The organism is Campylobacter sp. RM12654 (assembly GCF_020137585.1).
Taxonomy (GTDB): Bacteria; Campylobacterota; Campylobacteria; order Campylobacterales; family Campylobacteraceae; genus Campylobacter_E.
In genome coordinates, this window is sequence record NZ_JACGAR010000010.1 from 1 (window position 1) to 13121 (window position 13121).

General features: G+C 27.1%; 12 protein-coding genes. 4 read left to right on the forward strand and 8 right to left on the reverse strand.

The annotated features are described in order from the left end of the window. The first annotated feature begins 254 nt into the window (after window positions 1-254). From AVBRAN12654_RS04585 to AVBRAN12654_RS04600, 4 genes are read left to right on the forward strand one after another with little or no spacing between them, the layout of a single operon-like run. On the forward strand, window positions 255-632 hold the full coding sequence (locus AVBRAN12654_RS04585) for a winged helix-turn-helix transcriptional regulator (protein WP_250325158.1): 378 nt from the start codon (window positions 255-257) through the stop codon (window positions 630-632). Between the two features lie 59 nt (window positions 633-691). Then, window positions 692-1474, forward strand: a complete 783-nt coding sequence (locus tag AVBRAN12654_RS04590; RefSeq protein WP_336608029.1) for an MBL fold metallo-hydrolase — start codon at window positions 692-694, stop codon at window positions 1472-1474. Between the two features lie 10 nt (window positions 1475-1484). Beyond that, window positions 1485-1673: a heavy metal transport/detoxification protein gene (locus tag AVBRAN12654_RS04595; protein WP_214117838.1), complete on the forward strand. Its 189-nt coding sequence runs from the start codon at window positions 1485-1487 to the stop codon at window positions 1671-1673. Continuing rightward, entirely contained in the window at window positions 1670-3628 is a 1959-nt protein-coding gene (locus tag AVBRAN12654_RS04600) for a heavy metal translocating P-type ATPase (RefSeq protein ID WP_336608030.1), read from the forward strand. The genes AVBRAN12654_RS04595 and AVBRAN12654_RS04600 overlap by 4 nt, the downstream gene beginning before the upstream one ends. Before the next feature lie 17 nt (window positions 3629-3645). On the opposite strand, the gene AVBRAN12654_RS04605 is transcribed toward AVBRAN12654_RS04600, so the two are convergent. The 8 genes from AVBRAN12654_RS04605 to AVBRAN12654_RS04640 are packed head-to-tail and all read right to left on the reverse strand — an operon-like array spanning window position 3646 to window position 13114. Beyond that, window positions 3646-4113, reverse strand: coding sequence for a tRNA (cytidine(34)-2'-O)-methyltransferase (locus tag AVBRAN12654_RS04605; RefSeq protein WP_214117840.1), 468 nt, complete (start codon window positions 4111-4113; stop codon window positions 3646-3648). After that, window positions 4106-5167: a CCA tRNA nucleotidyltransferase gene (locus tag AVBRAN12654_RS04610; protein WP_336614015.1), complete on the reverse strand. Its 1062-nt coding sequence runs from the start codon at window positions 5165-5167 to the stop codon at window positions 4106-4108. The genes AVBRAN12654_RS04605 and AVBRAN12654_RS04610 overlap by 8 nt, the downstream gene beginning before the upstream one ends. Beyond that, entirely contained in the window at window positions 5167-5535 is a 369-nt protein-coding gene (locus tag AVBRAN12654_RS04615) for a CiaD-like domain-containing protein (protein ID WP_336614016.1), read from the reverse strand. Before AVBRAN12654_RS04615 ends, AVBRAN12654_RS04610 begins: the two co-directional genes overlap by 1 nt. Continuing rightward, the gene (locus AVBRAN12654_RS04620; protein ID WP_214117843.1) at window positions 5532-5774 is read right to left on the reverse strand and encodes a hypothetical protein; all 243 of its coding nucleotides are present in this window, start codon (window positions 5772-5774) and stop codon (window positions 5532-5534) included. Before AVBRAN12654_RS04620 ends, AVBRAN12654_RS04615 begins: the two co-directional genes overlap by 4 nt. Beyond that, on the reverse strand, window positions 5774-6811 hold the full coding sequence (gene leuB, locus AVBRAN12654_RS04625) for a 3-isopropylmalate dehydrogenase (protein WP_214120498.1): 1038 nt from the start codon (window positions 6809-6811) through the stop codon (window positions 5774-5776). Before leuB ends, AVBRAN12654_RS04620 begins: the two co-directional genes overlap by 1 nt. Next, window positions 6808-7284, reverse strand: coding sequence for a 3-isopropylmalate dehydratase small subunit (locus AVBRAN12654_RS04630; protein WP_214117845.1), 477 nt, complete (start codon window positions 7282-7284; stop codon window positions 6808-6810). The genes leuB and AVBRAN12654_RS04630 overlap by 4 nt, the downstream gene beginning before the upstream one ends. 9 nt (window positions 7285-7293) lie before the next feature. Beyond that, window positions 7294-10371 carry a S8 family serine peptidase gene (locus AVBRAN12654_RS04635; RefSeq protein ID WP_336614017.1) on the reverse strand — a complete coding sequence of 1026 codons (3078 nt, stop codon included), beginning with the start codon at window positions 10369-10371 and terminating at the stop codon, window positions 7294-7296. After that, window positions 10361-13114: a S8 family serine peptidase gene (locus AVBRAN12654_RS04640; protein WP_336614018.1), complete on the reverse strand. Its 2754-nt coding sequence runs from the start codon at window positions 13112-13114 to the stop codon at window positions 10361-10363. The genes AVBRAN12654_RS04635 and AVBRAN12654_RS04640 overlap by 11 nt, the downstream gene beginning before the upstream one ends. Window positions 13115-13121 lie beyond the last annotated feature (7 nt).

Here is a 13121-nt window from a genome sequence, read left to right on the forward strand (position 1 = left end):
TATGAGAATGGTCGTGGTGTTCTTGTGAGTGATTAGAATTATTATGGGAGTGGTTATGGTGTGAGTGATTACAAGAATGATTGTTTGAATGTTGTTTTATTGGTTTATGAATTAAGTCTTGATAGGTGCAAGTCATTGTTTTTCCTTTAAATTTAGTTTTAGGATAACTTTAATCCTTTTTAATTTTTGTGATTATAATTCATATTTAAGTAAATGTAAATTACTTACGAATTTGTAAGTATAAAGGAGTTTTTATGCAAATAAATATGAATAATGTAACCTGTCCTTTGCAAGTAGCTGCAAATATGATAAATGGAAAATGGAAAAGCATAATCATTTTTCAATTAAGTTTAGGTAATTCTTCTTTATCAAAATTACAAAAAGATATAATTGGAATTAGTCAAAAAATGCTTCTTGAACACTTAAATCAATTAAGAGAAAATGGCTTAGTAGATAAAATAACTTATGATGGCTATCCACTAAAAGTAGAATATTTTTTAACAAATCGTGGAAAGCAAATGTTAAAAGCTATTATTATTTTTCAAGAAATAGGCATTGAAGTTTTAAAAGAAAAGAAATTATTCAATGCTTTAAATGAAAAAAGCTTATCATACATACGAAAAAGTAAGTAATTTACAATTATTTTTAAAAAAGATAATATCTATCCTTTAATTTAATTTAAGGAGATTTTATGAATACAAAAGTTCAATTAATTAGAAGTGCTTGTGTAAAAATCACTATAAATAATGTGTGCTTTTTAATAGACCCTATGTTAGCACCAAAAGGCACTTATGAAGGTTTTGCAAATACTTATAATTCACATTTAAGAAATCCTTTAGTGGATTTGCCATTTAGTTTTGAAGAAATTATAAATGATGTAAATGCTGTAATAATTACTCATAATCATTTAGACCATATAGATGAATATACCTGTAAAAAATTAGATAAAAATATTAAAGTCTTCGTTCAAGATAATCAAGATTATAATTATTTTAAAGATTTAGGATTTAAAAATCTTGAGATTTTAAGCGATACTTTAGAATTTCAAGGAGTAAAACTAACAAAAACTAAAGCAAAACACGGAAGCGAAGAAATATATAAAAACGAAGAATTAGCAAGGCTTTTAGGTGATACAATGGGAGTTATTTTTAGTGCAAAAGATTGCAAAAGTGTTTATTTAATAGGAGATAGTGTTTTAACAAAAGATGTTGAAAATACTTTAAAACAAAATTATGATATTGTTATTGTAAATGCTGGAAATGCTATGGTTTTAGGATTTGATGATAGTATTATTATGAATGAAAACGATATTAAAAATATTGCTAAAATATCAACTAGCAAGATAATAGCCGTTCATTTAGAAGCTATTAATCATTGTATTTTAACTAGAAAAGCTTTAAAAGAATTTGTAAATAAGAATAATTTAAGCGATAGAGTTTTAATCCCAGATGATGGGGAAAGCTACATTTTTTAAAGGAGATAAAATGAAAAAATATGAGATTTTTAATGTAAATTGCAATCATTGTGTAAATAAGATAAAAAATGCTTTAGAAGAAGATTTTGGGGCAATTAATTTTAGTGATGATTTAAAATATATTTTTATAAATGCGAATAAAGAAGAATTTGAAGATGAGCTTTTAGAATTAGGATTTAGATTAGGTAAATTAGTATGAAAAATATAAGGCTTTTTATTAATGGAATGCATTGTGTAAATTGTGCTAATTCAATCAAACAAGAAGCCTTAAAATTAGGCGTAATAGATGCAAGGGTTGATTTTATCAATAAATTTGGAGAATTTAGTGTAAATGATGATTTTGATAGTGAAAAGCTAATTTTTGCTATCAAAAAACTAGGCTTTGAAGTAAGCTTAGAAAAAATAAATGCAAAAAAAACTTACGAAGGCATTAGGCTAATTTTTTTAGCGATTTTTAGTGTTTTAACTTTTATTGATTTTAGCTTTTTATTCTCTTGTGTTTTTGCAAGTTTGGCTATTTTACTTTCGCTTGATTTTTATAAAAGAGTAATATTTCATAAAAGCTATGGAATGGATTTACTTGTAGTGCTTGGAATTAGCATTAATTATTTTTATTCATTTTTTAGTATTCATCATCATTTCTTTTTTGAAAGCACTTTTGTCTGCTTTGTGATTAGGCTTGGAAAATTTATTGAAAATAAAGCAAAAGCTAAAGCAAATTCTTTAATCACACCAAGCAAAATCCCTACAATAACCCTAGCAAACAATAAAATAATAAAAGCAAATCAAATAAATAAAGATGATGAGCTACTTATTAAAAACGGCGAAGAAATCTTAGTAGATGGGATATGTCTAAATGAAGCCTTAATTGATGAGAGCGTTATTAGTGGAGAAAGCTTTAGTCTAAGCAAAAAAATAGGAGAATTAGTCTATGCAGGTAGCATTAATAAGGGCGAATTATTAAAGATAAAAGCAACTAGCACTTATTATGAAAGCTCACTTGAAAAACTTAAAGATGAAGCAATGAAAGCTAATAATAAGGATTTAAAAGCCTTTAAATTAGTTGATAAGATTAGCAAATATTTTGTATTAATAATTTGTATAATCGCTAGTATTACAGGACTTGCTTGGTATTTTATAGATTCTTCTAAGGTGTTTTTTTATGTTAGTAGTGTGTTGTTAATTTCATGTCCATGTGCCTTAGGACTTGCAATTCCTATGGTAATAGTAATTTGCATTAATTTATGCTTTAAAGAAGGAATAATTTTAAAAAATCCAGAGCTAATTAACTCAATAAAAGATATAGAATGCTTTGTTTTTGATAAAACAGGCACACTTACAAATTCAGTGCAAAAAATATCACACGATTTAAGCGAAGCTGATTTTAGGCTAATTGCAAGTATTGAAAATACTCAAAATCACCCAATAGCTAAGAGTATTACGAATAATTTTACTGATTTTTTAGATTTAAATGGAACTTGTGCTTTAAAGGATAATTCTTTAATTTATACTGATGAGAATTTAAAAGTAGAAATAAAACCTTGCGAAAATGAGTTTTTATGCTATAAAAATGATTTGTATTTAGGCAAAATTACTCTAGAAAACGAAATTAACGAAAATGCAAAAGAATTAATTAGCTTTTTAAAATCACTCAATAAAAGAATAATAATAATTAGCGGAGATAGTAAAGAAAGAGTAGAAAATCTAGCAAATAAACTAGAAATTAGCGAATATTATTTTAGAGTTACACCTGAAAATAAAGCTGCGATAATAAAGAATTTAAACGCAAAAAGCGTATTTATTGGGGACGGGGCTAATGATATTAAGGCATTAAGAACGGCTAATTTTGGTATATCATTTAGCAACGCAAATGCAATTGCTAAAAATAAAGCCGATGCGATATTGCTAAAAAATGATTTGATTAAAATCATAAAACTTTTTGAGATTTTTGATAAAGCTTATAGTAAGATTAAGCAAAATTTATTCATATCGTTTTTTTATAATTTCATAGGAATTGCTCTAGCTTGTGGGGTTTTTAGCGAGATTAATTTGCATTTAAATCCTGCACTTTGTGCTATGCTTATGAGTATTTCATCGCTTGTTGTGGTGTTTAATTCTTTGCTTTTGTTTAGAAAAAATAATTTATCTAGTTAGTAGTAACTAGATAAATACTAAATACTAAAATTTTTAAAATTCTGCCTTAAGGCTTCCGAGCTTAAAAACGCAACGCTTTGAGCTAGATTAAGCGACCTGCCATAACTTTTCATAGGTATTAAAAAGGTGTTTTCATTACTTAAAATCTCTTTAATTTCAGGCTGTGGCAAACCAAAACTCTCACTTCCAAACACTATAAAATCTCCTTCATTAAAACTAGCGTTAAAATAAGGATTTTTTGATTTTGTGCTAGCGAATTTCATTTTAGCAATATCATTATTAGCTAAAAAATCCTTTGCATTATCCCAAAAAATCGGCTCAAGTTTATCCCAATAATCAAGACCTGCATGCATAATCTTTTTGTTTGAAAAATCCAAAAAATGAGGTCCAACAAGGTGCAATTTAAAACCTAAGTTATAGCACATTCTACCTATTGTCCCTACATTTCCTGCAATTCTTGGCTCAACTAAAACTATATTAAACATTTTTCATATACTCCTTAATGGCTTTTTCTTCGCATATTAGTGCTTCTTCTTTTGAGCTAATATTTTCATATACGACTTTTATTTTGTCATTATAAATTCCTAATTCTTTAGCTCGTTTTACAATATCCTTATTTAGTCCAAGCCACTCTCTAAGTGGCATTTTAATAGCAATTTTGCATAAATTATAGTCATTTAAATCATTAAAATTTGGCTCTTTTGTTAAAAAGAAAAGCATTTTTTTATAAGGCATAAATTGATAATATGTATTAAAATAATCAATAAAATAAAAAAACATTAAAGCAAATCTTTTTTCCTTACAAACTAAATTCTTATTATCTTTAATCTTTTTTAAAACAGCAAAAAATTCATATTTGCTAACACTAAAACCAAAACATTTTTCAAATAAATTTAGTTTATACAAATAATAAAGCCCAATTTCAGGGTATTTTGCTTCAAATAATTTTATTAATTCATTATAAATTCTATCCTTGCTAAGGTTTGAAATATCAATTTTTTTTAGATACCTTAAATCCTTTTTCTTAGTCTTTAGCTTAAATCTAGCAATGAATTGAATAAATCTTAAAAGCCTTAGCGAATCTTCTTTAAATGTAGAATAATTCACTATTCTAATTAGCTTTTTTTTACAATCTTGAATGCCTTTATGTAAGTCTATTATTTCTTGTGTAAAAATATTAATCATTATTGTATTCATACGAAAATCTCTTCTAAGCGAGCCTTTGTATATGCTTGTTTCAACTTTTACACGAAAATCCGTATGTAAATCGCCTGTTTTTTTCTCTGTTCTTGCAAGTGCTAAATCATAATTTGCTTTTTTATATACAAAAAAACTTTTGCCTACACCTAAAGCGTTTAATTCTTTAGCAATCTGCTCCATTTTACTAGGACTTACATCATAAATCTCTATATCATAATCATTTGTATTATTTCTTAGATAAATATCTCTAACACAACCACCCACAAAATAAGCTCTTTTTGTGTATTTTGATAAAATTGATTGTATTGTTAAAAAAATCTCATCATCCCAAGGAAGCATTAATTTTTTAAACGCTCTTCAATACTTGCTAGTAAAAATTCTATAAAAGATATTGTTATTTCTAATCTTTTTTGTAAATCTTCTTCATTTTGCTTGGTGTTTAAAGCTTCAAAAAGAACTAAAATTCTTTCTTTAATTTTCAATAAATATTGCTTTTCATAAGTTGATAGCATAGCTGTGCTAGTAGTTTCTTTAGCTCTTTGAATATCTTCAATCTTAGCTATTATCTCTTCTTCGCTACTGATTTCATTTACTGCTTTTACTTCATTTATTTGCTCTTCTTCAGCTTTTTCGTATTCTTTTTTAATCTCTTCTGCTGCTACTTGAGATAATCTATCAATCATTTGTGATAATTCTTCATTATTCATATATTTATTAGCCACCTTTTAAACTCATTATATTCTTGTTCGCTTTTAGCATTCATAAAAAAATCATACATTAATAAATTAAGCTCAAGTTTATGCACCTTAGCACCACTTAATCTATAAATACCTTCTTTAGCTGCTTGATTGTTTTTATCACGCTTTAAAATATTTTTATATATTTCAAGGGCTTCTTCTCTTAGCCCTTGTTCTTCATAAATCTTTGCTGCGGTTATTGTTTGCATTAGCAATACTTCGCTACTAATTCGCCCATTTCTTGGGTATTTAATTTAATTTTTGCATTAGCTAAATCAGCACATCCATAGCCTTCGCTTATTACTCTTTTTACTGCATTTTCTATTTTTGATGCTGATACTTCATCGTTTAATGCAAATCTTAACATCATAGCAGCACTCAAAATTGTAGCAATTGGATTTGCTATGCCTTGACCAGCAATATCAGGAGCACTTCCGTGAATTGGCTCATAAAGTCCAACTTTTCCACCTATACTAGCACTTGCAAGTAATCCGATTGAGCCAACTACCATACTAGCTTCATCGCTTAAAATATCTCCGAATAAATTCTCTGTTAAAATCACATCAAATTGCTTTGGATTTTTAATAAGTTGCATAGCAGCATTATCTACATACATATAGCTTAATTCAACTTCAGGATAATTTACAGCCAACTCATCGCAAACTTCTCTCCATAAAGCTGAAGTTTCAAGCACATTAGCTTTATCTACCATACATAATTTTTTGCGGCGTTTCATTGCACTTTCAAAACCAATTTTTGCAATTCTAATTATCTCATCACGAGTATAAACCATTGTATTATAAGCTCTATCTGCTAGTTTTTCTCTAGGTTGTCCAAAATAAATTCCACCCGTTAATTCTCTTACTACAAGTAAATCAACGCCTTTTACAACACTAGCTTTAATAGTGCTAAGCTCTTCAAGCCCATCATATACAAAAGCAGGACGAAGATTTGCAAATACTCCTAAAGCTTTTCTAAGTGCTAATAATCCACTCTCAGGTCTTAAATGGCGTTCTAGCTTATCCCATTTTTCTCCACCAATTGCACCAAATAAAACTGCATTAGAATTTAATGCTACATCAATAGTTTCTTGTGGTAAAGGAACTCCAACAGCATCAATCGCAGCCCCACCCATTAAGCATTCAGTATATTCTAAATCAGGGCGAACTACTTTTAAAACTCTTATAGCTTCATTGATTATTTCAGGGCCTATTCCATCGCCTTTAATTACACAAATTTTATTCATTTTGCAACCTTACTAGCGTATTCAATCAAACCACCCGCATTTAATAATTCTTGCATAAATACAGGGATTGGATTTATTTTATAGCTTTCGTTTTTTGTGATATTTTTAATAATTCCATTTGTAATATCTATATCTAATTCATCATTTTCTGCAATTTTATCAGTATCGTTGCACTCTAATATTAAAAGTCCAGTATTGTATGCGTTTCTATAAAAAATTCTCGCATAAGTTTTTGCGATTACACATTTAATATTTGCAGCTTTAATAGCAATTGGTGCGTGCTCACGACTAGAACCACAGCCAAAATTCTCTCCTGCAACTATGCAATCATTTTCTTTAATTTCTTTAAAAAATCCAGGTCTAGCATCTTCCATAACATAACTAGCTAATACTTTTTCATCACTTGTATTTAAATATCTTGCGGCTATGATTAAATCTGTATCTATATTATCGCCAAACTTAAAAACTCTCATTAAAGCTCCTTAAAAATTATAATTAATACCCAACATAAACTTATTGGCAAAATAATCTTTAGCATAATTTAACTTATAATTTATCCCAAGATTAAGCCTATCGTTAAAAGAATAACCTAAACCTAAATTAATATTAGTTAATAGTTTTTTTGAAAAACCATTACTAATATCAATGCTATTTTGATAGCTTATATTTTTTGCCTTTAATAAATAATGTTTGTAAAAATTATATTCTAAATCAACACTAGCTAACAAGTTTAAATAATTTAAATTTTTCTTATACTCAAGTCCTATATTTGAATAAGTAAAAAACTTTTTAAAGCTATTAACACTTACGCTAAAATCATTGCCTAATTCATTAAAAGAATTTTGTTTATAAAAAATACCATTTAAAGCGACAAAAGGATAAAAATCATTCAATTTATAAGCAAATTTTAAAGTATATGCTAAAGAATTATCATAAAATTTTGCATAATTGCCAAATCTTTCTGTCTTATTTAAAGTATTAATATAACTTAATTTATTATTGATATAAAAATCATCTAAATTAAAATTCGCATTAGCAATTAAGCCAAGAGTTCTTGCATTGTTTTTAAAATCATCATTATAAATATTTGAATTATTATAAACAAAACCTAAAGCGAATTTAAAATCATCTTTTATTAAAGCATTGCTAATTAAAGTCTCATTTGAGCTTTCTTTTAAAGAATTAATTTTATTATATTTATAACTTTGTTCTATATTAAAATCATCTTTTAAATCATTTGCTTGAATACTTTTAACCTTTGCAATATTCATTAAACTATTATCGTATAAATCATTAGCAAAAAGCTTATTTGTATTTTTTGCTAATTCGTCTTGGGTAGTGTTTAAAATACTAGCATAAAACAAATCAGCTCTTCTTAAATTGTATTCAGCTTCGCTTAAATACCCATCTAAATTAATATTATTATAAGCTAAATCATCGCTTGTTTTATCTCTTTTACCAACTTCGTATTCTAAATAATTATCAAGTTGATTAAACAATAATTGATAATTTTTGCTTGCAAAATCATTTAAATTATTAATTTTATTCAAATCAATTCTTTTAACCATAACGCTTACTTTATCATTAGTATAAGTTGGCTCATTAATTTCTAAAAAGGTTACCAATGATTGCACTGATTTAAATCTATTTTCAATGCTTCTTGCCGTTAGAATATCTACATTTTGACCTTGAGTTATATTCGCACCTGATTTAACACCTACTAAATTAAATTCCCCGTCTAATTTAGCATTACCTAAAACTCTAAAACTCTCGCCTAAATTAGAATAAATCTTGCTATTTGAACCTAATTCAAGGCTACCTAAAGTTAAACCTTCGTTTATTAAAACACTATTATTTGTAATACCACTTGCAGTTGTATTGCTTACTCTTAAAACACCATTTGTATTTGTAAAATGTGCTTGATTTTTCTTGCCAGTTAGCCACAATGTGCCGTTTTTAATCTCGCTATTACCTTTAAAAGTATTATCCCCACTTAATACTAAAGTCCCAATTCCATCTTTAATAAGACCAAAATCACCTTTAATATTATTTGAAAATACATATAAATTATCTAAATCCACATTAGCATAAAAGTCTTTTCTAAACTCAGCAACCCCATTCATAGCACGAGTAGGATTTAAAATCCCTACCCCAAAACGAGCCTTAATATCATCAGCATTATTTGTAGTGCTTGTAACCTTAAATGCGGTTGTAAATAAACTCTCTTTAATATTATCATTACTCATCCAAGGGTATTTTTCATAAATTAAAGCCGCCACACTAGCAGTTGCTGGAGTGCTATAACTTGTGCCTTCAATTCCATTTATTTTAAAAGGAGCTGAAATACAATCATCCCAACCATTTTTCTTGCAAGTATTTCCGTGATGAAAAACTTCTTTAATTGCTCCATCATTATCTTGTATGTAAAAATGCTTACCATATTCATCTGCTCTTGCAGTATCTGTTTTATATCCTAAAACAATTACCCAACCTTTTCTTAAAGGACTATCAAGTGGGATTGCGTGGGTTGTAAAAGGCTTATTAATATTATCAGTAATATTACCTGCTGCATTAAAAACTAAAGCATTATTTTTCATAATTGCCGTATAAAATATGCCTGTATTTGGACTTGAATAATCTAAATTACTATATTCATAAGATTGATTAAAAAACCTAACTCCACTATTTGATAAAGCATCAATTGTAGCGGCTAAATTAATATCATCGCCAATTTCACTTTTACTAATAGGATTTACAATATTTGCAAATTTTATTTTATTTGCAATAAGACTTGCTGTATCTATTACATTTTTGCCGTGTAAAATAGGACTATTATTGCTATCTTTTAAAATAGAATTTGAATAGTTTTTACTTATAAAATTATCATCATCTATCCTATTTGCTAATGAATTCCATTTAGTTTGATTTGTCTTTTTATAATCATAATGCTCGTTAAATAATATATTTTTTAAATCATTAGTCCCTGTATCATTTATACCTATAATTATTCCATTACCTAAAAAGCCTTGATTCCAATTAAAACTAAATCCATAGCTTGATTGTTTTGCTTCAGCTCTTGAATTAATATCATCTGTATTTACTATATCTTTTGAGCTTTCGTAATTAGAAACATTATTTGCTACACTAAAAGTCTTTAAAGAACTATCATAAAGCTTATTAAAAACTTCTATTACTTCTTTATTTTGGCTTGTTAATTTTGCGCTTAACTCTACTTTATTTTCTATTTTAATGTTAGGCAAATTAGCATAAGTTTCTTTAATTTCTGCCTTGCTTATATTTGTATTAACAAGATTTAGCACTAGATTTGGCTCAATTGGTTTTGGAATACTAGGCTCTGAATTATTTGGGCTTGGATTACTTGGCTTTAAATCCGGATTACTTGGAACTGGATTACTAGGTTTTGGTGTAACTGGATTTGGACTACTTATAGGTGTCGTTTTTGGAATAGAATTTGAAACCGGAACTACAGCTCCACCACCGCCACCACCACAAGCACTTAATAAAAATATAGAAGCAATTAATGATAGTTTAAAATTCATATAAAAATCCTAAATTAAATTTATTTGCAAAATAATTCTTAGCAAATGAATTATTATAATCAAAATTAAAATTAACTTTATCATTTAAACGATAAGATAAATTAATACCTAAATTAAATAAATATTGTTTATAAAAGCCATTTGATATTTTTAATTCATCAGAAAAATCATATTTAGCTAAAAAATAATAATCTTTATTGAAATTATATTCTAAATCAGCATAAGTTTTAAGATTTAGCTTTTTAAAAGCAAAATTAGAATTAATTCCTAAATTAGCATAATAAAAGTCTTTATTAAACTTATTAAACGATAAAGCTAATAGATTACTATTTTCACTAAAACTATCTTGAAAATACTTCAAATAATTTAACCTAAAATAAGGACTAATATTATTATTTAATCCTAATTCACTTGAGATTAAAAAGGCTTTATTTTTAAATTTTGAGCTTAAATCAAATCTATTTGCATTATTTTTAATATCAAAATACGAAATCAAATTCTTAGAATAATAATCATCTAAATCTATTTTATAACCTGCTAAAAAGCCTAAAGTTCTTGAATTGTTTTTAAAATTATCATTATAAATCCTAGCGTCATTATAAACAAAAGCAAGACCTAAATTATCAAAATTATTAGCTATTTTATATTCACTTGAACTTTCTTTTAAATCACTAATTTTATTGTAATTATAACTTACTCCGAAATTATCAAAACTTATTTTATTTAGTGATTTTATCCTTGCGATATTTAAAATTGAGTTTGTATAAATATCTTCTGCAAATAATATTTTCGTAGTAGATGCTAATTCATCTTTTGTTGTATTTATTATCGCATTTGCAATCATATTGTATTTTAAAAACTCGCTTTCGCTTAAATTACCATTTAAATTCACTTCTTTATAATTTGCCGTATCCAATGGTAAATCAGGCTTTTTTGTTTCATAAAGCAATCTATCAAATTTTGAAAATAAACTTGTGTAATTTTTCTTAGCATAAGCATTTAATTCAGGTAAAGTATTTAAATCATCAATTTTATCTACCTTAATACTTAAATTATTTTCATCATATATTGGTTCGCTTAATTTCAAAAATGTAGAATTTGGTTTTATATTTTTAAACTCACCTTCAATACTTCCTGCTGTTAAGATATTTTCTCTTTCTTTATTTAAAGTATAGCCGTATTTAACCCCAACTACATTTAAATCCCCATTAAGTATAGCTTTATTAATTACATTAAATTTTTCGCCTATATTTGTATAAACTACGCTTGTATTAGCTAATTTTAGGTTATTAACTTCCATTCCTTCATTAACTAAAATTCCATTATTGGTTAAATTTGCAGCACTAGCATTACTCATTCTTAATATAGAATTATTAGTGATACTAGCTTTATTTGAATTACTAAGCCACAAAACACCTTTTTTAATACTTATATCTCCTGTAAAAGTGTTTTTTCCACTTAAAGCAAGAGTTCCAATCCCATCTTTAATAAGCCCTGCATTACCACTAATATCATTTGAGAATACATATAAATTATCTATATCTACATTAGCATTAAAATCATGCCTTAAACTTGCAACTCCATTCATTGCTTTTGCTGGATTTATAATGCCTTCTCCAAAATGAGCTTTAACTTCGCTTTCATTTGCTCCATAAACCTTATAAGCCGTTGTAAAAATACTCTCTTTAATATTATCATTACTCATCCAAGGATATTTTTCATAAATTAAAGCACCAAGAGTTAAAATAGCTGGGGCACTAAAGCTAGTTCCTGCATTATTATTTATTAAAAAAGGAGCTGCTATACAATCATCAATTCCGTATTTTTTGCAAGTATTTCCTGCAGAATATACATATTTTTTAACCCCATTATCTATAATATAATAAATATTTTTGTAATCTTCTTTTGGTTTATCATAATAACCAAGTGCAATTATCCAACCTTTTCTAAGTGGGCTATTAATAGGTAAAGCATGAGCTGAAAAATCTCCTGTTGTTTCCTCATTTCCCGCTGAACTAACTATAAGAGCATTATTTTGCATAATTGCTGGATAAAAATTCCCAACTAATTCTTCGCTTTTATTAATTTCGCCTATTTCTGCAAAAGAACGATTAAAAAACCTTATCCCACTATTTGATAAATAATCAATTGTAGCGGCAAGATTTATATCATCTCCTGAACTTAACTTATTTTTATATGCATCAAGTAAAGGCAAAGGCACATTAGCAAATCTTATATCCTTTGCCAAATGATTTGCTGTATTCATTACTAGCATTCCATGAGTTGCTTTTGCTTTTGTTTTTTCATTAATCAAAACAGAGCTTTTGTAAGTTTTTTGAGCAAAATTAGCATTATTAACTCTATATTCTAAATCATTCCAATATAATGTTGCGTGATTATTGTAATCATAATGATTATTAAAAGCTAATTTGCTTAAATCACTTGTCCCTGTATCTAGGATAGCTAAGATTATTCCTGTTCCTAAAAAACCTTGATTCCAATTAGAGCTAAAGCCTATATTTGTAACATAGCTTGATGAAGAATTTTGCGGTGTGAATTTTAAATAACTACTATTATATAAACTATCTTCTAAATTAAAATTAGCAGTAGGCAAATAATTTGTATAATCTTTATTAATTATGCTTTGATTATTTGAATTATTTGGCTCTACACTAGCAGCACCACCGCCACCACCACAAGCACTCAAAAACAATAAACTAAGTAATAAAACACTATATCTCAATTTAAAT

Coding starts and splice junctions, on each gene's coding strand:
- AVBRAN12654_RS04590 (WP_336608029.1), top strand. CDS start 692: ATGAATACAAAAGTTCAATTAATTAGAAGTGCTTGTGTAAAAATCACT.
- AVBRAN12654_RS04635 (WP_336614017.1), bottom strand. CDS start 10,371: ATGAATTTTAAACTATCATTAATTGCTTCTATATTTTTATTAAGTGCT.
- AVBRAN12654_RS04630 (WP_214117845.1), bottom strand. CDS start 7,284: ATGAGAGTTTTTAAGTTTGGCGATAATATAGATACAGATTTAATCATA.
- AVBRAN12654_RS04620 (WP_214117843.1), bottom strand. CDS start 5,774: ATGCAAACAATAACCGCAGCAAAGATTTATGAAGAACAAGGGCTAAGA.
- AVBRAN12654_RS04595 (WP_214117838.1), top strand. CDS start 1,485: ATGAAAAAATATGAGATTTTTAATGTAAATTGCAATCATTGTGTAAAT.
- AVBRAN12654_RS04605 (WP_214117840.1), bottom strand. CDS start 4,113: ATGTTTAATATAGTTTTAGTTGAGCCAAGAATTGCAGGAAATGTAGGG.
- AVBRAN12654_RS04615 (WP_336614016.1), bottom strand. CDS start 5,535: ATGAATAATGAAGAATTATCACAAATGATTGATAGATTATCTCAAGTA.
- AVBRAN12654_RS04610 (WP_336614015.1), bottom strand. CDS start 5,167: ATGCTTCCTTGGGATGATGAGATTTTTTTAACAATACAATCAATTTTA.
- AVBRAN12654_RS04585 (WP_250325158.1), top strand. CDS start 255: ATGCAAATAAATATGAATAATGTAACCTGTCCTTTGCAAGTAGCTGCA.
- AVBRAN12654_RS04600 (WP_336608030.1), top strand. CDS start 1,670: ATGAAAAATATAAGGCTTTTTATTAATGGAATGCATTGTGTAAATTGT.
- leuB (WP_214120498.1), bottom strand. CDS start 6,811: ATGAATAAAATTTGTGTAATTAAAGGCGATGGAATAGGCCCTGAAATA.